The organism is Bordetella tumulicola (assembly GCF_054779135.1).
This window is the reverse complement of the sequence record NZ_BAAGYU010000011.1, coordinates 511,261-536,813: the sequence shown is the minus strand read 5'-3', so window position 1 is coordinate 536,813 and position 25,553 is coordinate 511,261. Positions and strand designations below refer to the sequence as shown.

Annotated in this window: 24 protein-coding genes; 6 read left to right on the top strand and 18 right to left on the bottom strand. The window is 59.8% G+C overall.

What is annotated here, in order from left to right:
- Window positions 1-69: 69 nt before the first annotated feature.
- The 3 genes from ACYVDM_RS24700 to ACYVDM_RS24690 all read right to left on the bottom strand — a co-directional run bounded on the left by ACYVDM_RS24700 (window position 70) and on the right by ACYVDM_RS24690 (window position 3,507).
- Entirely contained in the window at window positions 70-936 is an 867-nt protein-coding gene (locus ACYVDM_RS24700; RefSeq protein WP_415792618.1) for an undecaprenyl-diphosphate phosphatase, read from the bottom strand.
- 20 nt (window positions 937-956) lie between these two features.
- On the bottom strand, window positions 957-2,543 hold the full coding sequence (locus tag ACYVDM_RS24695; RefSeq protein WP_415792617.1) for a TerC family protein: 1,587 nt from the start codon (window positions 2,541-2,543) through the stop codon (window positions 957-959).
- A 181-nt stretch (window positions 2,544-2,724) separates the two neighbouring features.
- On the bottom strand, window positions 2,725-3,507 hold the full coding sequence (locus ACYVDM_RS24690; protein WP_415792616.1) for an inositol monophosphatase family protein: 783 nt from the start codon (window positions 3,505-3,507) through the stop codon (window positions 2,725-2,727).
- 152 nt (window positions 3,508-3,659) lie between these two features.
- On the opposite strand from ACYVDM_RS24690, the gene ACYVDM_RS24685 reads away from it, so the two are divergent.
- A complete protein-coding gene (locus tag ACYVDM_RS24685) occupies window positions 3,660-4,442 on the top strand; it encodes an RNA methyltransferase (protein ID WP_415792615.1) in 783 nt (260 codons plus the stop codon).
- 119 nt (window positions 4,443-4,561) lie between these two features.
- Here the strand turns inward: ACYVDM_RS24685 and ACYVDM_RS24680 are convergent, their stop codons facing one another.
- Window positions 4,562-5,554 carry a Bug family tripartite tricarboxylate transporter substrate binding protein gene (locus ACYVDM_RS24680; RefSeq protein ID WP_415792614.1) on the bottom strand — a complete coding sequence of 331 codons (993 nt, stop codon included), beginning with the start codon at window positions 5,552-5,554 and terminating at the stop codon, window positions 4,562-4,564.
- A gap of 181 nt (window positions 5,555-5,735) precedes the next feature.
- Here ACYVDM_RS24680 and ACYVDM_RS24675 point away from each other — a divergent pair, with 181 nt between their 5' ends.
- Complete coding sequence (locus ACYVDM_RS24675) at window positions 5,736-6,497, top strand: IclR family transcriptional regulator (RefSeq protein WP_415792613.1); 762 nt, start codon at window positions 5,736-5,738, stop codon at window positions 6,495-6,497.
- Between the two features lie 138 nt (window positions 6,498-6,635).
- Here ACYVDM_RS24675 and ACYVDM_RS24670 read toward each other — a convergent pair whose 3' ends face one another.
- The 3 genes from ACYVDM_RS24670 to ACYVDM_RS24660 all read right to left on the bottom strand — a co-directional run bounded on the left by ACYVDM_RS24670 (window position 6,636) and on the right by ACYVDM_RS24660 (window position 9,964).
- Window positions 6,636-7,472 carry a mechanosensitive ion channel family protein gene (locus ACYVDM_RS24670; RefSeq protein ID WP_415792612.1) on the bottom strand — a complete coding sequence of 279 codons (837 nt, stop codon included), beginning with the start codon at window positions 7,470-7,472 and terminating at the stop codon, window positions 6,636-6,638.
- A 147-nt stretch (window positions 7,473-7,619) separates the two neighbouring features.
- Window positions 7,620-8,939, bottom strand: a complete 1,320-nt coding sequence (locus ACYVDM_RS24665; protein WP_415792611.1) for a flavin-containing monooxygenase — start codon at window positions 8,937-8,939, stop codon at window positions 7,620-7,622.
- A 44-nt stretch (window positions 8,940-8,983) separates the two neighbouring features.
- The gene (locus tag ACYVDM_RS24660) at window positions 8,984-9,964 is read right to left on the bottom strand and encodes an NAD-dependent epimerase/dehydratase family protein (protein WP_415792610.1); all 981 of its coding nucleotides are present in this window, start codon (window positions 9,962-9,964) and stop codon (window positions 8,984-8,986) included.
- A 126-nt stretch (window positions 9,965-10,090) separates the two neighbouring features.
- Here ACYVDM_RS24660 and ACYVDM_RS24655 point away from each other — a divergent pair, with 126 nt between their 5' ends.
- On the top strand, window positions 10,091-10,711 hold the full coding sequence (locus tag ACYVDM_RS24655; protein ID WP_415792609.1) for a TetR/AcrR family transcriptional regulator: 621 nt from the start codon (window positions 10,091-10,093) through the stop codon (window positions 10,709-10,711).
- Between the two features lie 4 nt (window positions 10,712-10,715).
- Here ACYVDM_RS24655 and ACYVDM_RS24650 read toward each other — a convergent pair whose 3' ends face one another.
- The 5 genes from ACYVDM_RS24650 to ACYVDM_RS24630 form a co-directional block, all read right to left on the bottom strand.
- Complete coding sequence (locus ACYVDM_RS24650) at window positions 10,716-11,828, bottom strand: DUF1513 domain-containing protein (protein ID WP_415792685.1); 1,113 nt, start codon at window positions 11,826-11,828, stop codon at window positions 10,716-10,718.
- A complete protein-coding gene (locus tag ACYVDM_RS24645; protein WP_415792608.1) occupies window positions 11,818-12,891 on the bottom strand; it encodes an imelysin family protein in 1,074 nt (357 codons plus the stop codon). Before ACYVDM_RS24645 ends, ACYVDM_RS24650 begins: the two co-directional genes overlap by 11 nt.
- 20 nt (window positions 12,892-12,911) lie before the next feature.
- Window positions 12,912-14,423, bottom strand: a complete 1,512-nt coding sequence (locus ACYVDM_RS24640; RefSeq protein ID WP_415792684.1) for a di-heme oxidoreductase family protein — start codon at window positions 14,421-14,423, stop codon at window positions 12,912-12,914.
- Window positions 14,414-15,712, bottom strand: coding sequence for an imelysin family protein (locus ACYVDM_RS24635; protein ID WP_415792607.1), 1,299 nt, complete (start codon window positions 15,710-15,712; stop codon window positions 14,414-14,416). The genes ACYVDM_RS24640 and ACYVDM_RS24635 overlap by 10 nt, the downstream gene beginning before the upstream one ends.
- Window positions 15,713-15,860: 148 nt before the next feature.
- Window positions 15,861-16,415, bottom strand: a complete 555-nt coding sequence (locus ACYVDM_RS24630) for an antibiotic biosynthesis monooxygenase (protein WP_415792606.1) — start codon at window positions 16,413-16,415, stop codon at window positions 15,861-15,863.
- Between the two features lie 361 nt (window positions 16,416-16,776).
- On the opposite strand from ACYVDM_RS24630, the gene ACYVDM_RS24625 reads away from it, so the two are divergent.
- The 3 genes from ACYVDM_RS24625 to ACYVDM_RS24615 all read left to right on the top strand — a co-directional run bounded on the left by ACYVDM_RS24625 (window position 16,777) and on the right by ACYVDM_RS24615 (window position 20,997).
- Window positions 16,777-17,331 (top strand): NADPH-dependent FMN reductase, encoded by a 555-nt coding sequence (locus tag ACYVDM_RS24625; RefSeq protein ID WP_415792605.1) that lies wholly within the window; start codon window positions 16,777-16,779, stop codon window positions 17,329-17,331.
- Between the two features lie 379 nt (window positions 17,332-17,710).
- Entirely contained in the window at window positions 17,711-19,540 is a 1,830-nt protein-coding gene (locus ACYVDM_RS24620) for a PhoX family protein (RefSeq protein WP_415792604.1), read from the top strand.
- 212 nt (window positions 19,541-19,752) lie between these two features.
- Window positions 19,753-20,997: a Zn-dependent hydrolase gene (locus ACYVDM_RS24615; RefSeq protein WP_415792603.1), complete on the top strand. Its 1,245-nt coding sequence runs from the start codon at window positions 19,753-19,755 to the stop codon at window positions 20,995-20,997.
- Here the strand turns inward: ACYVDM_RS24615 and ACYVDM_RS24610 are convergent.
- From ACYVDM_RS24610 to ACYVDM_RS24585, 6 genes are all read right to left on the bottom strand, one after another.
- Window positions 20,994-21,353, bottom strand: coding sequence for a non-heme iron oxygenase ferredoxin subunit (locus ACYVDM_RS24610; protein ID WP_415792602.1), 360 nt, complete (start codon window positions 21,351-21,353; stop codon window positions 20,994-20,996). The two genes, ACYVDM_RS24615 and ACYVDM_RS24610, sit on opposite strands and share 4 nt — an antisense overlap.
- Entirely contained in the window at window positions 21,350-21,850 is a 501-nt protein-coding gene (locus tag ACYVDM_RS24605; RefSeq protein ID WP_415792601.1) for an aromatic-ring-hydroxylating dioxygenase subunit beta, read from the bottom strand. Before ACYVDM_RS24605 ends, ACYVDM_RS24610 begins: the two co-directional genes overlap by 4 nt.
- The gene (locus ACYVDM_RS24600) at window positions 21,847-23,088 is read right to left on the bottom strand and encodes an aromatic ring-hydroxylating dioxygenase subunit alpha (RefSeq protein WP_415792600.1); all 1,242 of its coding nucleotides are present in this window, start codon (window positions 23,086-23,088) and stop codon (window positions 21,847-21,849) included. Before ACYVDM_RS24600 ends, ACYVDM_RS24605 begins: the two co-directional genes overlap by 4 nt.
- Window positions 23,089-23,301: 213 nt before the next feature.
- Window positions 23,302-24,078, bottom strand: coding sequence for an IclR family transcriptional regulator (locus ACYVDM_RS24595; RefSeq protein WP_415792599.1), 777 nt, complete (start codon window positions 24,076-24,078; stop codon window positions 23,302-23,304).
- 117 nt (window positions 24,079-24,195) lie between these two features.
- On the bottom strand, window positions 24,196-25,164 hold the full coding sequence (gene dmeF / locus ACYVDM_RS24590) for a cation diffusion facilitator family transporter (protein ID WP_460475487.1): 969 nt from the start codon (window positions 25,162-25,164) through the stop codon (window positions 24,196-24,198).
- Window positions 25,165-25,210: 46 nt separating this feature from the next.
- Window positions 25,211-25,483 carry a metal/formaldehyde-sensitive transcriptional repressor gene (locus tag ACYVDM_RS24585; RefSeq protein WP_415792597.1) on the bottom strand — a complete coding sequence of 91 codons (273 nt, stop codon included), beginning with the start codon at window positions 25,481-25,483 and terminating at the stop codon, window positions 25,211-25,213.
- Window positions 25,484-25,553: the final 70 nt, after the last annotated feature.

Genomic DNA, 25,553 nt, shown 5'->3' with positions numbered 1-25,553 from the left:
CCGGATTACGATCCGGCTTTTTTTACGTGTGCTTGGTTTTTACGTTCGCCCAGAAACCTGAGACGACGCCTACGCGAACAGGGATAGCCAAACGGCCACCACAATCCCTAACGCAATCCGATACCACGCAAACACGCGATACGTGTGGTTTGACACAAAGCGCAATACGGCCCGCACCACCACCAATGCGCTGAGAAACGCCGCCAAAAAGCCCACGGCGATGGCGGACAAATCGTGCTGGCTCAACAAATCGATATTTCGGTACAGGTCGTAAGCCGCTGCACCCAGCATCGTCGGCATCGCGAGAAAAAACGAAAACTCTGTCGCCGTCTTGCGCTGGATACCGGCAATCATGCCGCCAATAATCGTCGCGCCCGAACGGGACGTACCCGGAATCATCGCCACGCACTGCGCCACGCCGACACCCAGCGCCTGCTTCCACGTAATCTGCTCCAGCGTGCGGGCCGAGGCGCGCTCGTCCGACGCCGTGTCGTCTGCTGCCCCCGGCGTGTCTCCGGGTGTCTCGTGCGTCTTGCGCTCGACCCACAACATGATCAGGCCGCCCAGCACCAATGTCACGGCAACGACGCCCGGATGATAAAACACCTGCTTGATGGACTTGATGAAAATCGCACCGATGACGGCGGCCGGAATAAAGGCCACTAGAAGGTTCCGAGTAAAGGCCATCTCGGTCGGTACGCCGGTCAACGTACCGCGGATCAATTGCCACAGCCGCGCACGAAATACCCACATCACCGCCAGGATGGACCCCAGCTGAATCACCACCTCGAATACCTTGCCCGTGCTCGAGCTGAAGCTGATCCAGTCACCGAAGATAATCAGATGCCCCGTACTGGACACGGGGATAAATTCGGTCAACCCCTCGATGATGCCGAGGAAGAATGCCTTGATCAGGTGTAGCGTACTATCGGTCACAGTATGAGCAAAAAGAAAGGTTAATGATTGTCGCCGTCGGACTCGTCTTCGGACGGAACCAATGAAACACGCTTAACGCGCACTGAGGAGATACGACGCCCATCGAGCGCCAAGACCTCGAAATGGAAGCGGTAGTGCGCGTCTTCGTAGTCACAACTATCACCCGGTTGGGGCAGATGGCCAAAACGCGCCAATAAATAGCCCGCCAACGTGGAATAGTCTTGCGAGTCGTCGAGCAAATTTTCGGTTTCCAGCACTTGCTCGACATGATGTAGGTCGGCAGCGCCATCGATGCGCCATATATCGTCTTCGAGCGGGGTGATATCGGGCGACTCGTCCTCGTCCGGAAACTCACCGGCGATCGCCTCGAAAACGTCGATTGGGGTCACCAGGCCTTCGATCGCGCCAAACTCATCGGCCACCAGCACCAATTGGCCACGCGAGCGTTTCAGTGTATCCATCAAGCGCAGGATACCAATGGACTCGTGGACAATGATCGGATCACGTAGCCGGTCACGACGAATGCTGCGGTCGGTGATCAAGTCTGCCACCAGGTCCTTGGCGCGCCCGATGCCGATCACCTCGTCCAGCGAACCTCGGCACACCGGAAAAAAGCTGTGTGGCGCCTCGGTCAACTGGGCACGGATCGTCTGCGCATCGTCGTCGATATTGATCCACGACACATCGGTGCGCGGCGTCATGATCGACTGAATCGGACGCTCGGCCAGTGTCAACACCCCACTCACCATGTTGCGCTCTTCGACGCCGAAGGGCTGCACAGCGGGCTGATCCGGGCCAAGCGTCATCGTATCGTCCCCGTCGGCAGGCGGGCGCTTGCCCAACATGCGCAGCACCGCCCCGGCCGTGCGGTCACGCATCGGACGGGTCGCGTCCAATCGCAATATATTGCGACGCGCCACCTGATTGAGCGCCTCGATGGCGACGGAGAAACCAATGGCCGCATAGAGATAGCCCTTGGGCACCTTGAAGCCGAAACTTTCGGCCAGCAGCGAAAAGCCGATCATCAGCAAAAAACCCAGGCACAACACGACCACGGTCGGGTGTGCATTGACGAATCGGGTCAGCGGTTTGGAGGCTAGTAGCATGATGCCGATAGCGATGGTCACCGCTATCATCATGATGGCCAAATGATCCACCATCCCCACGGCAGTAATTACTGAATCCAGCGAGAACACCGCATCCAGCACGACGATCTGGGTCACGATAACCCAAAAGCTGGCATATACACGTGGTCCCGATGCATGCTCGATCTTGCCTTCGATGCGTTCGTGTAGCTCGAGTGTCCCCTTGAACAACAGGAACAGTCCCCCCATCATCAGGATCAGGTCCCGTCCCGAAAAGGTCAGTGGCCCAATAGAAAACAGAGGTGCCGTCAGTGTGACCAGCCATGACATGACCGACAACAGACCCAGACGCATGAGCAGCGCCAGGGACAGGCCGACGATGCGCGCGCGCTCGCGCTGCGCCGGAGGCAACTTGTCCGCCAGGATGGCAATGAAAATGAGGTTATCAATCCCCAGGACGATTTCAAGAACGACCAGGGTAAGCAGGCCGACCCACGCGGCAGGATCCTGCAGCCACTCCATCGAAAGCTCCAAAAATTACGGAACTGCCAATCGTACAGGGAAATGGCGTCACTTGCCGGCAACATACAGACAAATGCGTCACAAATGGCGCGTCTAAGGCCCCAGCGACAGCGCCGAGCGGCGTGCGAAGCAGCACGTTGGCGTCATCGCCAAAACATGCCCCACACGCTCTGGAAAACGGCTAGCCCTGCTTGGGTTGCAGGGCCGCCAGCATCTGCGTAAAGATCTTGGGGCTCGCGGCCAGGACATTGCCGGTGTCCATCCAGCCTTGCTCGCCGTCGAGATCCGCGACCAGTCCACCGGCCTCCTGGACCAGCAGGCTGCCGGCGGCCAGATCCCAGGACTTGAGCTTAAGTCCACAAAAACCGTCCAGACGACCTGACGCGACATAGGCCAGATCCAGCACGGTCGACCCCAAGCGGCGCACGCCGCTGCAGTTTTCCGTCATTTGGGCAAAACGGCCACCGTTGGTATCTCCCTCGCCCGAACGGGGCCAGTGGGCGCCCAACAAGGCCTCGGCGTAGCGTATACGGCCCGACACGCGCACGCGACGGTCGTTCAGAAACGTGCCGCTACCGCGACTGGCGGTATACAACTCGTTGCGAGACGGATCATAAACCACGGCCTGCGTCACCTGGCCACGCTGCGTCAGAGCAATCGAGACGGCGTAGTTAGGCAAACCATGGATAAAATTGGTCGTGCCGTCCAGGGGATCGATAATCCACTGGAACTCGGCTTGTTCAGGGCCCTGCAGACCGAACTCCTCACCCAGGATCGCGTGGTCGGGATAGGCGGCGTGCAGCGTTTCGACGATGGACTCCTCGGCGGCACGGTCGACATCCGTGACATAATCGCGCGGCCCCTTTCGAGCTACGCTGATTCGTTCCAAGTCCAGGCTGGCACGATTAATGATGGTGCCGGCACGCCGGGCCGCCTTGATGGCGATATTGAGCATCGGGTGCATAAAATTCCGTACGTATGCAGTAAGACGCAAAGGGGATGTCTGGGGTTTTGTACCAGAAAACGCCCCTGAGCGATCACATGGGTGGCCCTGCTGCAATTGCGCAGCGGACCCCGAAAAATCAGGATGGCACTAGGCCAAACCGGGTATTTTAAATGACTCAAGCATTTTCACGCGTTCAGTTCATCATGGTACAGCCCAGCCACCCCGGAAATGTCGGGTCGGCGGCGCGCGCCATCAAGACGATGGGGTTCCAGGATCTGGTCCTGGTCGACCCTCGCTATCCGGACATGACCACACAGCCCGAGGCGGTGGCGCTGGCCAGTGGCGCGGTGGACGTCCTCGAACGAGCCCGGATCTGCAATACGCTCGAAGAAGCCCTCGCCCCCGTCACCTTGGCATTCGCCCTGACGGCACGAGTGCGAGACCTGGGTCCTCCTCCTTGCGATATCCGGCAAGCCGCCGAACTGGCCCGCGACCACCTTGCCAGCCCCGGATCCGGCTGCACGGCCGTGGTCCTGGGGACGGAGCGCGCCGGGCTGACCAACACCCAGATTGCCCTGTGCCAACGCATCTGCCACATCCCCGCCAACCCCGAATACAGCTCGCTAAATGTCGCCCAGGCGCTGCAACTCGCCGCTTGGGAACTGCGCTATGCCTTACTGATCGAGCAAGGGACAGCCCTGCTCCCCGTCTCGACCGCGCAACAGCCCGATCCAGGCTCGGCACTCGCTACCAGTGACGCCGTGCAGGCCTTCCTGGCCCATTGGGAACAAGCGCTGATCCAGGTCGAATTCCTGGATCCGGCGCATCCCAAAAAACTGATGCCCCGCATGCGGCACCTGTTCGGCCGCAGCGGGCTCAGTCGGGACGAAGTCGACATGCTGCGTGGAGTATGTACGGCCATGCTGCGCAAGACCGCGGCGCAGAATAAATAGTCCGTCACGCGAGTGGCGATCATGCCACCTTCTCAAAACAATCAGGCGGGCCATAAATATGGCCCGCCTGATGACTTAAGCGCCACCCCCGTCGAGGTGTGGCTTATCAGTCACGGAGATTAATCGACTTGTGCGCCCGAGGCTTTGACCACCGGTGCCCAGCTTTCGATTTCCGACTTGATGAACGCGCCAAACTCTTCAGGCGTGGTTTTTTCACCCACAGCCCCAAGGCCCGCAAAAGCTGCTTTCACTTCGGGGTTGTCTTGCGCCTTGACCATGACGGCGTTGAGTTTCTCGATGACTTCGGGCGGCGTGCCGGCCGGCGCAATCAAGCCAAACCACGACGACACGTCAAATTTGTCGTAACCCAGTTCCTGCATCGTGGGCAGATCGGGGGCCGACGGCGAACGCTGGGCGGTAGTGACGGCCAAGGCTCTCAGTTTGCCAGCCTTCACATGCGGCCATGACGCCGGCATGTTGTCGAACATGAGCTGCACTTGGCCACCGATCAAATCGGTCACAGCCGGTGCGCTGCCCTTGTACGGGACGTGCAACAGATCCAGGCCGGTACGCATTTTGAACAGCTCGCCGGCCATATGAATAGACGTGCCGCTGCCCGAGGAAGCAAACGCCAATTTGCCCGGATTTGCCTTGGCGTAATCAACCAGCTCTTGCACCGACTTGACCGGTACATTGGGGTTCACGACCAGGATATTCGGCACTTTGGCGCCCAGGGCGATGGCGTCAAAGTCCTTGGTCAAGTCGAATGAAACGTTCCGGTACAGCGTTTGGTTGATGGTGCTGGTCACCGCGACGAAGAGCAGCGTGTAGCCATCGGGCTTTGCGCGCTTTACATAGTCGGTGGCAATGTTGCTGCCCGCACCGGGCTTATTTTCAACGACGAAGGACTCACCTAACGCTTGAGTCAATTCTTTAGCCATGATGCGAGCGATCACATCGGTAGTGCCCCCCGCCGAAAAACCAACCACGATGTGCACGGGCTTGTCTGGGTAGGCGGCTTGGGCGCTGGCGGCGATCGCCATAGAACCCAGGGCACCGGCAAGTAGCGACGCGGCATGGCGAATAAAACGGGGCTTTTGACCTTTGATCATGTCGGGTCTCCTGTGAGAGTGTCCGTTCAACGGACGTTATGGTCTGTAATGCCGCCACAATTTACCACTAGCAGCCACACGCCGGCCAAGGTAAAGTCCACAGGACGGACACTGTGTTTGCTACCCTTATGCTGACAAACCGCAAACCCGGCCTTTCGTTATTGTTATTTTTGAGCGTTGTATGTCGATTTCAGAGAGTTCTTCTGGTCCGCGCACCCTGCGTCGCGGGCTGGCCGTATTAGCCGCCCTGCGCGACCATGGCTCGACCGGCCTCAGCATCACGGACATTGCCCGATTGACCGCTATTCAGCGTCCGACGATCTACCGATTGCTGGCCGCCCTGCTGGACGCTGGCCTGGTCTTGCCCGTTCCCGGCACCAAGAAATACCAGGCGCAATGGGCAACCCGGCCTAATGCGCCCACACCCGACCCGCGTGTCAGCCAGGCATTGCCCAGCCTGAAACGACTGGCGGAACGCACCGGCGACGCGGTGTTTCTGGTGGTGCGCGATGGCGACAATTCGGTCAGCCTGCATCGCGAAATAGGCAGCTATCCCGTTCAGATCCTGGCGACTTATGCTGGCAAGCGGCAACCGCTTGGCGTGGGCTCGGGCGGCATGGCGATACTCGCAGCCCTGCCGAATCCAGTGGCGCACGGCATCGTCGAACGCAATTCGGAGTACCTGGACGAATACGGTGGGATGACGCCGCACGAAATGCTCCGCCTGATCGAGAATACCCGCTCTCGCGGATATGCCGTCGTCGGCAATCACGCCGTACGCGGAGCGCTAGGAGTGGGCTGCGCACTGCTCGACCCTCAGGGCAACCCCATGCTGGCGATCAGCGTGACCGCCATCATTGACCGCATGCCTGCGCTTCGACAACGAGAAATCGCAAGCTGGATCCACGCCGAACTCGCCAGCCTGTCATTACGCGGCGCCTGATCGAGCCGCGTTTGTTTCGTCGAGCGGCGACTGATGAAGCCGCTCCTGTTTCTTTGGGCGGCGTGTGATGAGGCTACTCTTGTTTCGTTGAGCGGCCTCTAATAGCAGTCCGCGCCCGTGTCTTCGGATGTCACTTGGTCAGGCCGCGCTTGCGTCTTTGGGTTGACCCTGGATTTCGCGTACCGGGATCGGCGCCTTGAAGCCAGACGCCGCCAAGGCCTGGCGAATCTGATGGAACATATCCCAGCGCAGATCCCAGTATTGCGCGGCGGCGCACCAGATGCGCACGTTGATCACCGTGCCAGTATCCGTGTACTCGCTGACCTTGATCAACGGTGCCGGGTCTTTAAGCACCATGGGGTGTGCCGCGGCCACCTTGGCCAGGTTCTCCAGTGCCCCATTGAGGTCATCCGAATAATGGATCGTGACAGGGATATCCAGACGACGCGTCACGTTGCGGCTGTAATTCGTGATGGTCGCGCCCCAGACCACGCTATTGGGCAGCGTAATATGAATGCCGTCGACCTGCACCAGACGGCACAAGAACAAGCCGACTTCCTCAACCGTGCCTTCGGCGCCACTGCTCAGCGCCACATATTCACCGGTGCGTAGCGGACGCAAGATCAACAGCATGATGCCGGCGGCGATATTTTGCAGGGTATTTTGCAACGCCAACCCGACCGCCAAACCGGCCGCGCCCAGGACGGCAATCAAACTGGCGGTCTGGACGCCAAAACGCGCCAATACCGCGATCACCGTAAAAATGCGGACGGCCCACACCACCACGCTATGAAACATCGGCACAATCGTGGCATCGATACGCGGCGAGCGCGTCGCCGCGCGGCGCACCCAAGCACCCAGCAATGACGATATCCACCAACCGATAATCAATATCGCCAAGGCCATGGCGATATTGATCGCGGCCTCGGTCAGGCGTGGCATCAGGGCCTCGAGATTCACCAAATACTCTTGCATGTCGTTCCTAGCGTGTTGATCAAAGCGCGCCACGTTACCCGTGCACTCGGGGGTTGGCTAGTCGAGAACTGTATCAAATCCCCATGACGATGCCCAGTGTCGCTGGGGGATTTTTGTCTCCGGTGATCTCGGCAACACGTCGGGACATCACGAGGCCAGCGACGCTTTGCGAGCCATATCACCGACCAACTGCTTGCGATACGCCCGTGCGTCCACTTCCAGCGCGTATCGCGCGGCGTCGAGATAGCGACTCGCCTGATGATGATGGTGCGCCGTGATCTCTTGCTGCATGACGGCACGATTTGGCAACATGGTTTCGTTGGCCAACACCGACGCCAGCCACCGCCCCTGCAACTCCACCAACGGAATGGTGGGCCCAATGGGTTGCACCAGCCCCAGCATAAATAGCCCCGGATAATCCGGCACCAGCATACGGCGATATAAATTCACGCGTCCTGTATTCACCGAGAAAATATCTGGCGACAAAAAGGGAAAGCTTGTCTTGTAGCCCGTCGCATGAATAATCACATCGATCGCTTCGCGCGAGCCGTCATCAAACACCACGGTATCACCCTCGAGCTTAGTGATATTGGGTTTGACCTTGATCCAGCCGTGACCACAATAAGGGATCAACTCCTGACTCAACGTCGCGTGCTCACGCCAGACAGGATGTTCTGGCTTCGGGATCCCAAATCGGGCCTGGTCGCCGGTGACGCCATACGCCAGCCATTTCACGATCGTGCGCGCGACGGGTGTAGGCAGACGCAAGCGGCCTGCAAAAAAACCCAGCCAGCGATCCAGGGGTCGGCCCATAATGTATTTCGGCATGACCCAGGCGCTACGGCGCGTCGACAGGAAAGTGGCATCGGCGGTTTTGCACAAATCCACCGTGACGTCCACGGCCGAATTGCCTATCCCCACAATTAGCACGCGCTTGCCCTTAAACGGCTCAGCCGTGCGGTAGTGGTGCGAGTGCATCTGCTCACCGTTGAACTGCCCCTCAAACTCGGCCCAGCGCGGGTCCCACAAGTGTCCATTGGCCGCGACCACCGCGCGATACCGCCGGATCGTTCCGCCCTGTAATGTCACCGTCCAACTGCCGTCATCGGTGGGTTCAATCCGGTCCACACGCGTGTTGAATTGAATATGCGGCCGTACACCAAAATGATCCGCGTAGGCTTCGAGGTACTGCAGCACCTCTGTGTGAGAGAGAAAGTCCGGGTACGTATCCGGTATGGGAAAGTCGGGGTAACCCAGGTTCTGGCGGCTGGTATCGATATGCAAACTGCGGTAGGCCGACGACAAACCATTGTCGTTCTCGTACCGCCACATGCCGCCCACGTTCGAACCTATCTCAAAGCACTCAAACGGGATGCCTTTTGCTTTGAACGCTTTGGCGACCGTCACGCCTGAGGAACCGGCACCAATAATACATACGGGCAAAACGTCATGACGAGATGCGTTCATCAACTTCACCTATCGGGGAGCAACGAAGGTTCAGCACATCGCGCTCAATGCGCGGCTGCAGGCGTATCGGCCAGATACTGCCGAACAATGGCATCAAAATCCGCATCGGCACTCAGCCCCATTGACGTCGCATGTTTTGATATAAAGACCTTGGGCCAGCTATCGACGATGCGTTGCAACGCCGGGTCAGCTTGATAGCGAATGGGTCCCGCAGCGGCCGCACCGACATGAGTAGGTACGCTGTCCACCATGTCCGCCACGCTGACGGTCAGGGCAGGAAAATTCATGGCCCGCGCGTGAGGCAAGCTGGCCGCCGGCGCATCGTGCAGTTGAATTAACGCCCGCGCAACAGCACCGACCGACGCCACCGGAATGCGGGTGTCAGGTGCCAAACCGCACACCACCTCATTGCCCGCCAGCGACTCGCGCACGATGGCCGCCACACGGTCCGACACGACGGGGCTGGCGACGCCGCGTCGGATCAAGACAATAGGCAGTCGCAGCGCGCGACCATCGGCGGCTCCCTTGCGGCTGTAATTGGCCAGCATCAACTCCACCACGGCTTTGTGTGTGCCATAGGTCGTATCAGGCTCCGCCCGCACAGTGTCATCGACGATATCGGGCAACGCGCCCCCAAACACGGCAATCGAACTGGCAAAAACAAAGCGTGGCGGGCGAGCGGCTCCCTCGATTAAATGACGGACCGCCTCTACGTTGATCGCGTAGGCGCGCGCATGATCTTGTTCGGCCTCGAAGGTCAGGCTCGCCGCCAGATGAAAGATCGAATCGCATCCCTGCGCGGCCAAGTCGCGAGCAAAGACATGATCGGACAGATCCCCCTGTACGACGCGCACGGGCACACCGCCATGCGGCGGCAAGGTCACCGCCTGCCGATCCGCCAATAGCAACTCGGTAATACGCTGGGGCGCGCCCTCGCCCACGGTCAACTGCCCCGCCGCCAGCAACTGGAGCGTGAGCCTCGTCCCCAGAAAGCCTGCCGCTCCGGTCACCAGCACGCGCATCATGTATCTCCTGTTTTTGATTAAAAACATCCTACTGAGTATGTTAATTTTGTGCAAGCAGGGATATCAAGCATCCCGCCCCCGCGCGGGTAAACTGGAGTCACCCGTTCGGGCACCGTCGAGACTGTTATGCAACGCCGAGCTATATCTACTCAGGAAATCCTGCGGACTGCCGCGGAATGCTTCATGGAACAAGGCTTCCACGCCACGACGCTGGACGATGTCGCGCGTCGCATGGGTGCCACCAAGGGCCGCATCTACCACTACTACGCGTCAAAGATCGACTTGTTTTTCGATGTGCATCGTCACGGGATGTCGCTGTTGTTTGACGCGGTCGAGCCCGCGCTGCACACACGCGGCAATGGCATGGCCGTACTGGAGGCCATGCTGATGGCGCATGCGATGGCATTGCTCGAACACCACGCGTACGAAAGCGTGGTAATACAGGGCGTGCAGCTACACCGTTTTGGCGCGCTGACGCCGACGCAGCGCCAGGTCCTGGATGAACTGATCGATAGCCGCGATCGTTTCGAGCAGCTATTCAAGCGACAAATGAACGCCGCCAAGGCCGATCACTCACTGGCCGATGTGGACGCTTCCATTGCCGTCAAAACCGCGTTGGGAGGACTGCAATGGTCGCTGATCTGGTACAGAGCGGAAAAGGGCAGCAGCCCTGCCGCACGTCGTCGCCTCGCCGCCAAAATGGTACACACCCTGATCGGGGGGCTGCAGGCGCGGCCCTACCGATGACGCATTACAAACGGCGAAAGTGATTATCCCAGGATAGGCTGGACGACGGCGCCAGAATGGATTGCACGGGGGCATCGGGGCCCGTTTGCACGAGCGCTCCCATTCCGCTATTGATCAGGAAACGTGACGGCCCCAGGGGCGCGACGCCGCAACCATCCGCCAAATGGGTCACCCCCAGCGAGCGACCACTATCTGCATCCCAATAGATCACCTGATTACCCACCGGACTGCTCGTCGCGATCACCCGCCCTGCCGAATCTGCCGATACCGAACCGATGTAATTGCGGCAGTTGCGCAGCACGTCTCTCGGGCCGGCAAACAACTCGGGCTCGTGTCCCCGGCGATGTCGTCCCACCAGCGGCGGTTGCTCGCTGGCCGGCCCCATATGCTGGCAACCAAACCATACAGCGCCATCGGCCGCCAACACCGAATGACGAATCGACAGGCGATGCCATTGCGACGACAGCGTGACGCGCTCAAGCAATCGGCCACTTGTCGCATCGATATAGGCCAACGACGGCTGCATGGTGTCCAGATTCAACGCCAGCTTGCCGTAGTCCGGATGCGTCAGAATGCCGCCATTGGCCACGCACAGGGTTTTGCCATCCGGCATCAACACCACCTCGTGCGGGCCAATGCCTCCCGTCTCGAACTCACCGATGCGACGGTAATCGCCCCCTGGCGAAGCATCATAAATCCCCAACACGCCGTGACCGGCTTCGTAGTCGTTCTCCGTGGCGATCATGCGCTGGCCATCGGGCAAGAACACGCCATGCCCAAAAAAATGACGTCCATCCGCTGCCTGCAACGCGACCGGAGGTTGGGAACCATCAATGCGAAAGGCCACCGCAAAAAACCCTGGCTGACGGCCAAACGCCACAGCACGCCCCCGCGCCGGATCCAGCGCAAAACTGTGGCCACGATCCGGCATGGGGATGACCTGTTGGGCTCGCCCTTGCGCATTCAGCACCACGGCCTCGTAGCGACCGTTGGCGCGACGCGCGGCCAAATACAACGGCCCATCGTCCTCTGACAAATGCGGCGCGGCGCGCAGCACTGCCGGGGACAAACCGGCCAATGCGGCCAGCGTCAAGAAGCGGCGGCGATCAATCTCCATCAAGCGCATTGAATCCTATCGTCACGCCCATGGCGGGCGCAAAATTCTGGTCAACGATATCTTTGGCATTTTTAAGGATCAGCCCCGTCAATGTCAGTCGCTGCCACCCTGCCTCGGTGGACAATGCCTGTTTCAACGGCTGGTCCTCTTGTTCCAGCGCCCCTGCCGCGCGATCCAGCTCGCCCGTCAGGGACGACCCAATCCACTCGTCGCCATCGGGATAACGATAGCCACCGGCGTCATAAAACGCACGCATCCCTTTCACGCCGGCGATCAAGGTGGGAATCGTCATTTCGCTACGCCAAAATGCCGCGCGCGACGCGCGCGCAGCCGGCATGGCATCGCCCAGCACGGGTAATAGCTTGACGTCACGCGCGAACTGCAAACCGGTGGACAGCGCCTTGATCGCCTCGCCAGCCACCTCTTGCTGGCTGCGATACAAGTCGTTGTCTGGCGACGGCGCGGTAAAGTGCTTGCCATACTCGCCCTGCGCGCTCCATGCCTGCTTCAGTTCGCCAGACACGGCCACGACGTTGGCCGCCACAGCGACGGCGTAGCTGCAGGCATAAGTCGAGCCCTTACCCGAAGGCGATTTCAAGAGGCCGGGTTTGTCATACAACACATACTCCAGCGCCGGAAGGCCCTGCGTGGCGACACTACGCGACGCCAATGCCCCAGGCGCCACCACGGCAGGATCCTCGGTGGCCAACAAGGCACGCAACTGCCGCTGCATGACGCTACGCGTATCCGGCCAGAACGCCATCTTTTCGTAACGGTTGCCCTGGACCAGCGGGCCAAAGCGCAAAAACTCGACGCCCGCCCACGCTTGCACCGTGCTGGCAAAGGCTTGCCGGACCGGCATCGAGTCTGCCTGGCCCTCGCTGCGGCACCAGGTCGTTAACGCCTGCTCCAGTTGGGTCGCCTGCTCCGCCAGCTTAGTGAAGGCCGGGCGTGCGTAGCCCTCGGCCAGGCGCTGCCCCAGATCCGTGGGCAGTTGGGCCAAGGCAGACCAGGGCGCCAGCATCACCATCGCTGCCGACCACACGTATTTCGCTTTCAACATCTTTACTCCTCGTCGATCGCTTACAGCGACTCCAGGAATCGAATCAAATCCGCACGCTCGTCGGGCGTCATCGCCACCACACGATCTCGCGCAGCCTGGGCCTCGCCACCATGCCACAAGACGGCCTCTAACAGCGAACGCGCACGGCCATCGTGCAACCAGGTGGCATTCGGATTCACGGTGCGCGTCAGGCCGATGCCCCACAACGGCGGAGTACGCCATTCGCTACCGCTGGCGTCATGCTCGGACACCTTGTCCGCCAGACCCTCACCCATATCGTGCAACAACATGTCGGTATAGGGCCAGATCAACTGGAAGCGGTGCTCTTGGCGGGCAGCGTCGCGTCGCGTCACGTATTTGGGCACGTGGCAGGCGACACAATTTGCCTGATAGAAAAGCTTTTTGCCCGCCAGCACCCGAGCGTCGCTCACGTCGCGTCGCTGTGGCACCGCCAAATTGACCGAATACGTTGTCACGAAATCCATCAATTCGGCCGGGACCTCGTGTTCGCCCAGATGCGGCTGGGCACCGTGCGGCTTATTCTGGCAGCCAGGCTGCGCCTGCGTACACTCACCGTCATGCGCCGGAAACAATGGGTTCGACAAGCCCATGTCGTTGGAGAACGCCGCGGCACTTTGCTGCTCGACCGTTGGCTGACTGGCCTTCCAGTTAAACCGACCCAATGTGCGCTTGCCCGTGCGCAGGTCATGCACCCAATTCGGCCGGCCGCTGATTCCATCGCCGTGATCGGCATTCGCATTGGCCAAAATATCGGCCGGGTGTATGGCCTCGAGCAGGCCCAGCCCGATCATGGGTTGCGCAATGCGTGGCGATATCTGCACATCCTCGCGCATCGGTCCGTAACCCAGATCCTCGATGCGATAGGTGGGTTTCATCAGGGTAGCGCTCTCGCCACCGTTGAGCTGCACCGTCACCGGGGCATAATCGATTTCCAGGCGGCCTTCGCTCGGGACGCCGGCCACCGAGAAATTTTGTAGCTGCAAACCGTAGACGGGTTCGGGCACCAACGGCAAATGGCCCGAGGCCAACTGCTGGCGCTGCTCGTCCGTATCGGGCGGCACCGACAAGCGCAGCAACAGCGCCACGGTATCGCCACGCTCCAGCGGATCAAAACCCGGCACCGTGCCACGACCGTCTTTGGTATGGCAGCCCTGACACGAACGCGCATTAAACATGGGACCCAAACCGTCTGACGCCTGCGTCGACGACGGGGACGAGACCCAGTCTTTGCGGAACAAGCCATTGCCCACCAGGAATTGCTGACGCCCCTCGAAAGTCAGGTTGGCCGAAGGATGCGAAAAAATGTCGGCATTGATCAGCTTGCGCGTCGTGCCCGCCCCTGCGGGCAAGGTCTCGAACGCCTCCGGACCCGAAAAGTCCTTGGTCGGCGCCGTGACCTTGGCCACCCGGACGCGATCCTCATCGGTCAGGTCATCCCGTCCGCCAGAGGCGGCAACGGCGCTGGCCGCTGCCAGCGCCGCTAATACGACAACGATCTTGCTCACTGAAATACGGCTTCCGGTTTGTCCAGACTATCCGAGCCTTCAAGCGCCACGTCACCGAGCTCCAGCGTGGCAATCACGCGCTCCAGACTACGAGTCTGATCGATCAGGGCGTCAATCGCGGCTTGCACGATGGCGTTGCCCTCGGTGTTACCCGGCGCAATCATCTGGTCATAGGTTTCGACCTTGTCTGCACGGTCGCGCATTGCCTGCATCGCCGCCACGGTCGCGTCGAGCTTGCCGCGCATTTCGGTATCCAGCTTGGGATCCCGCGCCCTGATCAGGTCGGACACGCTCGCGCCCGAGACGGTCTTGCCGTCCGTGCGCTGGTAGTCGCCCAGATAGACGTTGCGAATACCGATCTGGTTGTAGTAATGCGAATTGTGCGTGTTGTCGGAGAAGCAATCGTGCTCTTCTTCGGGGTCGTTCAGCATCAGACCGAGCTTCATGCGCTCGCCCGCCAACTCGCCATACGACAGGCTGCCCAGGCCCGTCATCATGGCAACCAGTCCCGCCTTGGGGTCGCTTTCGACCGCCTTGCGCGCCTCTCCGTCAGATTTCCAATTGTCGACCATCTCCTCCAGATCGGAAATCAGCAGATCCGTTACGGCCTGCAGATACTGGATACGACGTTCGCAGTTTCCGCCCGTGCACTGGGCCGGATCAAAATCAGTATGTGGACGATTGCCCGAGTGGCGTTCCTGCGGCGACCCTGTGCGGTCGGCGGGTGCGGCCCCCGTGCCATTCAAATCCTGACCCCACAGCAAAAACTCAATGGCATGGTAGCCCGTCGCCACGTTAGCCTCGTTGCCGTCGGCTTCGTGCAGATTTTCGGCCAACAGCTCGGGAGTGATCGTGGTGGCGTCGATCGTTTTGCCACCCACCGACAGCTTGGCGTTGGCAATCACGTTGACGGCGTAAAACGCATTTTGGTCACTGTCCGACCCGTAGGACGCGTCCACGTAATCAATCAGACCCTCGTCCAACGGCCAGGCGTTTACGCTGCCCTCCCAGTCATCCACAATCGGATTGCCGAAACGGAAGGCCTCGGTTTGCTGATAAGGCACCCGGGCCGCCAGCCATGCGGTGCGCGCGGCTTGCAGCGTCTCGGTGCCGGGTTTCGCGATCAACGCATCAATGGCAGTGCGCAATGCCTTGGCAGAGACAAGCGAGTCTTCGTAGCCGGCTAACGCGATATCGGAATAGGTCGTTACCACCGCCTTGGGCTCAGCCGCCGCCTGGGCGGCGCCTCCCGTCAACGCAGCCACCAGCAGCATGCCGTAAAGCACCTTACGCATCGGAACAATCTCCATTGTTGAAAAAGGCGCGCCCCGCTTGGCCGCGCCTTTTTTGTTTTCGAACAGGATCTGCGTAAGTGTAAACAATTTTCGTTTAAGGTTCAGTCAAGTGTCAGAATTTTCTCCTGAACCTGTAAGAATTGACAGGTCATCGCGACATCCCTCGAGCCGCGGGCTGCAACCATCCTCGTAGCAAGCGGGTAATGACCGGAATACAAATGAACGACAGCACCGGCGTCATGCAAACCGTCGTGACAAACACCCGCCAAAATACGGGCAAGGTGCTCAACTCCTCATTCAACAACACACTGAATAGCAGCAGCATCGGAAAATACGCCAGCCAAATACTGATGGCTTGTTTCCAACGAGGCGGCGCGCTACGCGCGGACCCAAACCAGGCATCCATTCCACTGACACGATGAATACGACTGGCGTGTACCAGGCTGGCGCCCCGCTCGAGCCACATCCGGCGGGGTAATGAATTTTCCCAGCGGGCCAGGCTTGCCGCATCATCGAAACGCAGCACAATCTGATATTGGTCCCCGCCCTCGGGCGGCTGCAATACGCCTGAGCCCAGGAACCCCGGAAAACCGGCGGCCAGGATTTCCCCCTGCCGCATCCAATTCAGAAAATCCCCATAACGTTCGGGTGATATGTGGCGCGTCACAAGCATGGTGACAGGGGCGGGAACATGAGCGGACATACGAAAACTCCTTGCTGCGTGCGGGTCGGTATGCATCCATCCGGCCTCTTAGTAATTACCCTAGCAAACAGCATGCCAACTCGAGTTTCGCCCGACTGCGACGCCGTAAGTCCGTCACATTGGCTGGGAAATCACGCTGGCGCAGCACCGACTTGCTCCGTCTACGGGCAAATCCGAAGCATAAATGCACCATTGCGGTGCATTCCATATTCCAAACACCACTGCCCCACCAGACGCGCCGCCCTATATTGTTCTTTTATTTATATATGAGCCTCAGCCATCGCCGCCGATCCATATCTGTCTTGAGGCCGCCAAATCTCAGGCCTACACTAGGCGCTCCCCTTACCCTGGAGCATGTGCAATGAGCAACACCAAAATCGCCGTATTCGTGGGCAGCCTTCGGGCCGAATCTATCAATCTGCGCCTAGCCCGTGCCCTGGAAAAATTGATCCCTGATAATGTTCAGTTCGAATACGCCAGCCTGGGCGATATTCCGCTGTACAACCAAGACCAGGAAACCAACCTGCCGGCGCCCGCCGCCAAGATGAAGGCGTTGATCGCAGATGCCGACGGCCTGTTGTTCGTCACGCCCGAGCACAACCGCTCTATCCCCGCAGCACTGAAAAACGCCATCGATTGGGGTTCGCGTCCCTGGGGACAAAACTCGTGGGTCGGTAAAACCGGCGGCATCGTTGGCACGTCGCCCAGTGCGGCCGGCACCGCCATGGCCCAACAGCATCTGCGCAACATCCTCGCCGCCGAAGGCGTCAGCGTGTTCACCACCCCCGAGGTTTTCCTGCAAACCACCGATGGACTCATTGACGATCAATACACCATCACCAACGAAGGCACGCGCAAGTTCCTGCAAGGTTGGCTCGACGGTTACCTCGCCTGGGTAAATAAATTGGCGGCTTGATACCGCAACGCCACCGGCCGGGATATCGATGGAGGGCAAAGCGATGCGCTTTGCCCTCCCATCACATGGCAGAACAATAAACTATCGCTCCCCCAAGCTTATCCACGTTCAATGTGGACAACCCCTTGAATAGTTTTCGGACAAGCACGAAAAGTCCTTGCACTGCAATCACTTACAAGGCCTGGTAAAGAAATGCTCAACAAGCAGATTCGCCAGGCGACGGCTGTCTCCATCACGTTGATCGTGTCAGCTAGCGATTTTTAAGCCCTTCCGCACAAGTTTTTCGTCGATCGCAATACGTCCGTCACACTCCCCCCGTAGTCTCTCGTCCGTTCCTGACGTTTCCCTGAAGAAACAAATCACACTCTACGAGGTCTACATGTCGTACTTGACAGATAAATTGCGTGCCCCGAGCCGCGACGCACGTGGCGAAATCATCGTCCCGGGTCAGATGCTTGAGGATATCGTTGCGGCCAACCCGGCTCGCCGCACGTTATTGAGGAACAGTATTGGTTTGTCGTTACTGTCCGTGTTCGGTGGCTCGCTGGCCGCCTGTGGCAGTAGCAGTGACGATGATGATGACGACAGCGACAACGATAATGGTAGCGGCGGCGAAACACCCGACACCCGATACGACGTCACCTTCAAGCCCCTGGACGATTTGATCACCGCGGATACCGTCACGGTGCCTGAAGGCTACCTGGTTGAAGTCCTCTATTCGGCTGGCGACAAATGCGCCATCGGCTCGATAGGCTATACCGGCGCCCCCCAATCCTATCCCGTCACGGAAACGCAGGCTGGCGGTCAACACGACGGAATGCACTTCTATCCCCTGGAAGGCGTAGACCCGAACAAGGGCGGTTTGCTGGTTCTCAACCACGAAAACGTCGACGGCGCCACGCTGAACCTGGACACTGAGCCCACCAAGACCAACCTGTCGAACGTCGGTGTATCCGTCATCGAAATCGTGCGTTCGGACGATGGCAAGTGGTCGGTCAACACGAATTCGAGCTACAACAAGCGTTACTCCGGCAACACCGTCTACAACGTCAGCGGCCCCGCTGCCGCCAAGGTTGGCTCGACCGTCGTCGGCACACTGAACAACTGTGCAAGCGGCCCGACCCCCTGGGGCACGTACCTGACTTGCGAAGAAACGACCGACAACTACTGGGACCCGACCCAAGCCGAAGAAGGCTACGGCTGGATCGTCGAGATCGACCCCTACGCGCCCAACGCCACGGCGGTCAAACGTACCGCCATGGGCCGTTTCGACCACGAAAACACCGCCTACATGCTGAACGACGACAACCGTGTCGCCTTCTATATGGGCGATGATGGCACGCCGGGTTGCATTTACAAGTTCATTCCCAGCAAGTCCTACGACCCCGCCAACCGTGCCAACAACAGCAGCCTGTTGGACGAAGGCACGTTGTACGTCGCTCGCTTCAACGATGACGGCTCGGGTAACTGGGTTGAACTGACCGCGGGCAAAAACGGCCTGACCGTCGGCGCCGTCGATCCGGGCAACTTCACGCAGGTTGCCCCGGGCACCTTGCCCGAATCGTCGATCATTGACTTCAAGACGCAATCCGACGTACTCATCAACACCAAAGCCGCTGCACGCGTCGCTGGCGGCACCCTGATGGATCGTCCGGAATGGGTCACTGTCGGGGTGGACAAGCGCGTTTACTGCACGCTGACCAACAACAGCAGCCGCAAGCGCACCAGCGCCGCCAACCCCCGCATCAACAACTCGCACGGTCATATCGTCCGTTGGCAAGAGTCCGGCGACTCCGCGCTGGCCACGACGTTCCAATGGGAAATGCTGCTGTTGGCGGGTCATGCCGAATCCGAAGGTCAACCCGAGAACGTCACCGGCAACATCAACGGCGACACGTTCTCCAGCCCCGACGGTCTGCGCATTGACCCCAAGGGCCGCCTGTGGGTTCAAACCGACTCGGGCGCTACCGGGTTCGGCAACAACTCCATGTACTACGTTGACCAAGAAACGGGTGAATCCAAGCGCTTCCTGGTAGGCCCTGGCGGCTGCGAAATCACCGGTATTGCTTACTCGCCGGACTTGACCGCATTCTTTATCAACATTCAGCACCCCAATATGGCGTGGAACACCGTGCGTCCGGAAGGCGGCGACGCCCGCTCGGCCACGATCGTGGTACGTCGCCAAGACGGCAAGCCTGTCGGCGCCTAAGCCAACACGCTCGCGATAGCAGGTCAAAAGGGATGGCGCCGCGAGGCGCCATCCCTTTTTTGCGTGGTCCGATTACGAAATAAATGCCTGCACAAAAATCAAATCGACGGACCCCCGAGCAGCCTGGCCCAAGAACGCAGTAACCTTTCATTATTGCCAGTGATTCAAGACCCCAAGGGTGCCAACGCACCCTTTTTATTTTAGAGATACCCATGAGTACCAACGCCGAACGCCTATGGTCGCGCCTGACCACACTCGCGACCAAGACCGAGCCCGACCGCCCCTGGACACGCCGTTCTTTCACACCCACATTTCTCGACGGTCGCCAGTGGCTGGCAGAGCAATTCGAGCAGGCCGGCTTGACCGTCAGTATCGACACCGGCGGTAACCTCATCGGTCGTCTCGCCGGCCGCAACCCGTCGCTCCCACCGATTTTGCTCGGATCGCACTCCGACAGCGTCCCGTCGGGCGGCCGCTTTGACGGCATCCTGGGCGTCATCGCGGCACTGGAAGTGGCGCAGTCTCTGCAAGAATGCGGCGAACAGCTGGAACACAACCTTGAGGTCATCGACTTTCTCGCCGAGGAACCCAGCGAATTCGGCCTGTCATGCATCGGCAGCCGTGCACTGGCCGGCAAGCTCGACGACACCATGTTGGCAGCCACCCGCGCGGACGGCACGACGCTGGGCGAGGCATTGCGCGGCGTGGGCGGCGATCCCGATCAACTCGACGCCGCCCGACGCGGCCCGAACAGCATCGCGGGATTTCTGGAACTCCACATCGAGCAAGGCAAAACGCTGGAAACGCGCCAATTGGATATCGGCGTGGTGACGGGCATTGCCGCGATTCGCCGCACGCGCGTCGCCGTGACAGGACGCGCCGACCACGCGGGTCAAACCCCGATGCGCGATCGCGCCGATGCCCTGGTCGGCGCCGCCCGCCTGATCGATGGCGCATATCGGGCCGCCCTCGCCGCCAGCACACCCGATATGCCGCTAGTCGCCACGATCGGTCGGGTCGAGCGCATTCGTCCCAATGCCGCCAACGCCGTGCCGGCCTATGTGGAATTGCTCCTGGAATGCCGTAGCGCAGACGAGGCCGCGGTTGCGACCTTTTGCGACGATCTCGTCACGCGATTAGCTCCTGAGTTCGAACAACTCGGCCTGACAATCGATACCGAAGTCGTGAGCCATGTACCGGCCACGCCGTGCGCCAATACCGTGCAACAAGTGATCGCCGAGACCGCTCAAGCGCTGGGCAAATCATTTTGCTCGCTACCCAGCGGCGCCGGACATGACGGCATGTTTGTCTCCCACCTCGGTCCTTTCGGCATGATCTTTGTCCCCTGCCTGGATGGTCGCAGCCACACGCCCGAGGAATGGCTGGAGCCCGAGCAGGCAGCCATCGGCGTCGAAGTCATGTACGAGACCGTCAAACGGCTGGACCGGGTGCTTTAAGAGGCGTCGTCGTCATCCAACCGCAGGGCAACATGCAACGCCCCGTCTTGTAATTTGACGGGGTAGGTTTTCACGGCGACCGTACACGGTGCGCCGACGGCCTCCCCCGTCTTCACATTGAACAAGCCCTGATGCAGCGGGCACTCGACGATTTCTCCGTCCAGAAATCCTTCGGAAAGGCTGCCGTGCCCATGCGTGCAGAGATCCGCGGTGGCGTAAAACTGATCATCGACCGCATAAAGCGCCACGCGCACGCCCCCCACATCGGCAGGCGCAGCGCCATAGGTTTCCAGATCGGCGGGCGTCACCGTCGTCGGTATCCAGGTCAGTGGGAATAGATGGGTAGCGTGTGTCATGCGGGATACACCAGGCTGTTGGGGATCATTTCGGAATCGAATACGACAATGCGTTCGGCCAGCCGTAGCCGGCCTTCGTCCACCACAATGTGGTCATGACAAACGCCGGCCAGCACAACGTCGGATTGCTTATCCAGCAATGTCTGGATGATGAGCAGGCTATGCCGCGCACGCACCCCGTTATCCGTCTCGGCCACGATGCGAGGCGCCGTCGGAAAACGCCGGTAGTAACGCGGCGCGTACATCTGTGTGCGCGTCAGGCCGGTAACACGGTCTTGCAACATGCCGCGACTCTCGGCCTGCATCGTACAGAGCGGATAGCCACGTTCATAGTTCTCGCGCGGGATCACGCGATATATGCAGGACGCCGTAAAAAAATCCGGCCAGTCGTGCAACCTGACATCGTCCAGCGCCGCATAGTAGTCATCGAAAAAATCGCGTACGGCATCACGCGTGATCGGCATCATGGAAACCGGCGCTTGAGGGCTCGTCGTCATAGGCCCATCACCTCTCGCCAATATCGATACATGCCTCGGACGGCGGTCTCCGTCACCTGATGATCGGTGGGCATGATGTCACGCCCGCCCATCTGCAGAATCATATTCGCCTCGGGCGACCCCGACGCGCCCTGCTGCGTCATCTCGATCACCTCGCCATCATCGGCCGACACGAAGCCGGCCGGCCCGAACATATTGGCCTGACGCGTGCGACGCAAGCGCATTTCCGGTGTGTCGTCGGCATAGCACCAGTGCGTCCAATGAAAATCGAAAGCACCAGGCCCCTTGGGCACGATTTGACGGGTCGTCAGCGAATTCACCTGCTGCTGCAGGATCACGCTCGGAAAAACGGTGATCATACCGACAGTCTCTTCGCCGGGGAATTCTTGCACGACGTCCAGAATGCGCGGATCAGCCAAGGCCAAGTCACCCTGGAAATTGCGCATGTCCCCGGTGACATCGTTGGCCTGCTGCTCGCCCTTTCGACTGATCAAAATACCGTGGCGTCCCGTGTCGTCCATATCCACGGCGGATTTTTGATCCGCGCGGAACAAACCGAAAGTCGCGAAGAACACATGCAGCAAACCCGCGTGATACGGGTCCTTGATGTTCTCCTGCATCAGCTTCCAATTACCCGGGATGTGCTGGCGGTTGTACCCCAGCACTTGCAGCTTGCGACCGTCATAGACCCGCGTGTAGTGCTTCCAGAAACGCTCGCCCAGGTATTCGCGAAACGAGGGCGTGTCGGCGGAAAATGTTGCCCACACCACGCCGTTGACGGCTTCTACGCGCAGCTTGCTCAGGCCGTTGGCGCCCAGATCAAAATCCGCCGGCATGCCTCCCTGGCGCCGCACGCCCCGACGAAACGGCACCCCTTGCAAGTCGCCATTCAAGGCGTAGGACCATTGATGATACGGACAGACCAGTTCCTCCGAGTGCCCGAACCGGGACTGGCAGAACTTCACGCCACGATGCGCACAGCGATTTTCCACCACGGAAATCTCATTTTCTGCGCTACGCACCATCACGACCGGCCGCTCGCCCAGTGTCGTGGTTTTCCAGTCGCCGACGTCAGGAATTTCACACTCCAGCCCGACATAAAGCCAATGTGGTCCGTACCAGATTTTTTGCAATTCCGCCTGATAGATGGCGGGATCCGAATACACCCAATAAGGCACGGCGGCATCGGCGTCAGCCGGCCAGGCCCGGGCCTGCGCGGGGTACGACAAGGCAGTCATAGCAGCCCCTCTGTCGGTGATTGATCGCGTGAATACCGCCTCATCGAACGGCATGTCTCCAAGCAGATCACTGTATTTCCGATATTCCTCAATGTCAAATGAATTGCATAATATGCATTCAAAAAACGATAGATCATATCCATGGGCAAAGCAATGCCGCGTCGCCATGGTTGGCGACCGTGCCACGCAAGAAAAGAAAATCAGACGGTGAAACTACACAGGGACTTGGCCACCGATGGCATCGCTGATTTGCCGGCACACGTGCGCCAACTGCGTTCGCAACGCAGCATCATGATCAGGCTCGAAGGCCTCGTTGGCGATCAGCGTCGCGACAAACAGCGCCTCGCCCTGCATATCAAAAATCGGCAACGCCGCCGCCCGCAGACCGGGAATCAAGGAACCACTCACCGAGGCATAGCCCTCTGCTCTGACTTGCTGCTTGATCCGTTTGACGTCAACCGCTTTCAAGCCGCGAACGGCCTTGAGTTCGTGCCGAGCCATTTCGCGCGTCACGCTTTCTGGTCGAAACGCCAGAAACACGTGCCCCGTCGCGGAGCGCAACAAAGGCAATGGAGACCCGGCCATTAAAGAGGTGATCACAGGCGGCGACCCCATCGCAAGGCGCACAATGACCGGGCCCGTAGGCGCCAACGCGGCTAACAACACCGTTCGCCCAGTATCCCGGACGAAAGCCGTGATCGACTCATTTGCCCTATTAAACGGATCGGTACGCGATAGCGCGGCCAACCCCAACCGCAGCGCGCCATCGCCCAAGTCATATCGTCCGGAATCCTGACGCTGGACCGCCATGCCGGTTGTCACCAAGCTGGCCAAATACCGATGCGTTTGCGACGAAGACAGACCGCAAGCCTTGGCAACCACCCCGAGCGCAGCAGGCCCGTCCTGCGCGGCCAGCGCGGCCAGCACACGCAGGCCAATCTCTACGGACTGAATCCCTTGACGGCGTGAAACCGGTTTCTGCTCTGCCACGTTGATGTCGTCCTGCGGTTAGGAGATTGTCGTGGCGATGATACCGGAAGGGCGATCACAGCGTCACGCCATCGCGGTTGATTCACCTAGGCCAGGTTCTCGACGTCGTGCCGATGCTCATGCTGCCCCATGCTGCACTTCGACGGTGACATGCGACAGTTCATGAATATGCGCGAGCAGCGCCTTGTAATCCGCTGGCTCCTGGGGTCCCTCGGCGATCAACGCGATAATCGCCGCGAAATGACCGGGGCCAACCTGCCAGACATGCAGATCCGTAACTTGGCTTCCCGTGCGCGCTATCGCCTCCCGAATCTCTTGCTGCACCTCCTGCCCCTCGTCACCCGCATCGAGCAGCACGCTACCCGAATCCCGGATCAGACCCCATGACCACCGGGCGATCACCAGCGCGCCGACCACGCCCATGGCGGGGTCGGCCCACGACCAGCCATAGCTCCTACCCAGCAGCAACGCGACGATCGCCAGAACGGAAGTCAGCGCATCAGCCAGCACATGCAAGTAAGCCGCGCGCAGGTTGTTGTCACGGCCTTTGCCTGGCGCATGATGGTCTTCATGGTGACTGTGGTGGTGATGGTCGTGACCATGATGGTGATGATGACCATGATGCGCGTGGTCGTCTCTCAATAGCCAGGCGCAGGCCAGATTGACGACCAGCCCCACGGCCGCCACAGCAATCGCCTGCTCGAAGTCAATATGGATAGGCTGAGTCAGGCGAACCAGACTCTCCCAACCAATCAGCAATGCAATCAAGGCCAGCAACACCGCACTGGCAAAACCGGCCAAATCGCCAAGCTTTCCCGTACCAAAGGTGAAACGCGGGTTGCGGGCATTTCGGCGTGCGAAGCGATACGCCAGCACCGTAATCAGCAGTGCGCCGGCATGGGTGGACATATGCCAGCCGTCGGCAACCAGCGCCATCGAGCCATAGATAGTGCCGGCAATGATTTCGACCAGCATCATGCTGGCCGTCAGGATGATCACCAGCCACACCTTGCGCTCATTACGCTGGTGATCGCTGCCAAGAAAGAAGTGATCGTGACTGGGGGTCGAAGGGTTGTAAGTTGTCATCAGGGCGTTCCTGGTATCTCGAAAAAACTGCCAGCGAGCAACCGATTCATTTCATGTAGGCCCGAATGACCTCGATCATGTCCTCGCCCCCTTGATGGCGCTCCTTATCCGTTTCCGCAACCAGGACATGCTCGCGCAGATGGTCTTCCATCATCTGCGCCGTCAGCCCGCCGACCGCGCCGCGGACGGACGCTATTTGACGCAGCACTTCAACACATGCCGCGTCTGCCTCCAAAGCGCGCTCGATACCCTCCAACTGCCCCTTGATACGGCGCACACGGGCGATCAGTTTGTCTTTCTGGCGGGAGGTATGGGCCATGGCAATGAGCAATCAAATATAACCTAGGGGACTATATTATAGTGCGGCCCTCAAATCCTGCGTACTGCAA

Excerpts from the sequence above, each read along its gene's own strand:
- ACYVDM_RS24695 (WP_415792617.1), bottom strand. The coding sequence starts at position 2,543 with ATGGAGTGGCTGCAGGATCCTGCCGCGTGGGTCGGCCTGCTTACCCTG.
- ACYVDM_RS24690 (WP_415792616.1), bottom strand. The coding sequence starts at position 3,507 with ATGCACCCGATGCTCAATATCGCCATCAAGGCGGCCCGGCGTGCCGGC.
- ACYVDM_RS24685 (WP_415792615.1), top strand. The coding sequence starts at position 3,660 with ATGACTCAAGCATTTTCACGCGTTCAGTTCATCATGGTACAGCCCAGC.
- ACYVDM_RS24680 (WP_415792614.1), bottom strand. The coding sequence starts at position 5,554 with ATGATCAAAGGTCAAAAGCCCCGTTTTATTCGCCATGCCGCGTCGCTA.
- ACYVDM_RS24675 (WP_415792613.1), top strand. The coding sequence starts at position 5,736 with ATGTCGATTTCAGAGAGTTCTTCTGGTCCGCGCACCCTGCGTCGCGGG.
- ACYVDM_RS24670 (WP_415792612.1), bottom strand. The coding sequence starts at position 7,472 with ATGCAAGAGTATTTGGTGAATCTCGAGGCCCTGATGCCACGCCTGACC.
- ACYVDM_RS24665 (WP_415792611.1), bottom strand. The coding sequence starts at position 8,939 with ATGAACGCATCTCGTCATGACGTTTTGCCCGTATGTATTATTGGTGCC.
- ACYVDM_RS24660 (WP_415792610.1), bottom strand. The coding sequence starts at position 9,964 with ATGATGCGCGTGCTGGTGACCGGAGCGGCAGGCTTTCTGGGGACGAGG.
- ACYVDM_RS24655 (WP_415792609.1), top strand. The coding sequence starts at position 10,091 with ATGCAACGCCGAGCTATATCTACTCAGGAAATCCTGCGGACTGCCGCG.
- ACYVDM_RS24650 (WP_415792685.1), bottom strand. The coding sequence starts at position 11,828 with ATGGAGATTGATCGCCGCCGCTTCTTGACGCTGGCCGCATTGGCCGGT.
- ACYVDM_RS24645 (WP_415792608.1), bottom strand. The coding sequence starts at position 12,891 with ATGTTGAAAGCGAAATACGTGTGGTCGGCAGCGATGGTGATGCTGGCG.
- ACYVDM_RS24635 (WP_415792607.1), bottom strand. The coding sequence starts at position 15,712 with ATGCGTAAGGTGCTTTACGGCATGCTGCTGGTGGCTGCGTTGACGGGA.
- ACYVDM_RS24630 (WP_415792606.1), bottom strand. The coding sequence starts at position 16,415 with ATGTCCGCTCATGTTCCCGCCCCTGTCACCATGCTTGTGACGCGCCAC.
- ACYVDM_RS24625 (WP_415792605.1), top strand. The coding sequence starts at position 16,777 with ATGAGCAACACCAAAATCGCCGTATTCGTGGGCAGCCTTCGGGCCGAA.
- ACYVDM_RS24620 (WP_415792604.1), top strand. The coding sequence starts at position 17,711 with ATGTCGTACTTGACAGATAAATTGCGTGCCCCGAGCCGCGACGCACGT.
- ACYVDM_RS24615 (WP_415792603.1), top strand. The coding sequence starts at position 19,753 with ATGAGTACCAACGCCGAACGCCTATGGTCGCGCCTGACCACACTCGCG.
- ACYVDM_RS24610 (WP_415792602.1), bottom strand. The coding sequence starts at position 21,353 with ATGACACACGCTACCCATCTATTCCCACTGACCTGGATACCGACGACG.
- ACYVDM_RS24605 (WP_415792601.1), bottom strand. The coding sequence starts at position 21,850 with ATGACGACGAGCCCTCAAGCGCCGGTTTCCATGATGCCGATCACGCGT.
- ACYVDM_RS24600 (WP_415792600.1), bottom strand. The coding sequence starts at position 23,088 with ATGACTGCCTTGTCGTACCCCGCGCAGGCCCGGGCCTGGCCGGCTGAC.
- dmeF (WP_460475487.1), bottom strand. The coding sequence starts at position 25,164 with ATGACAACTTACAACCCTTCGACCCCCAGTCACGATCACTTCTTTCTT.
- ACYVDM_RS24585 (WP_415792597.1), bottom strand. The coding sequence starts at position 25,483 with ATGGCCCATACCTCCCGCCAGAAAGACAAACTGATCGCCCGTGTGCGC.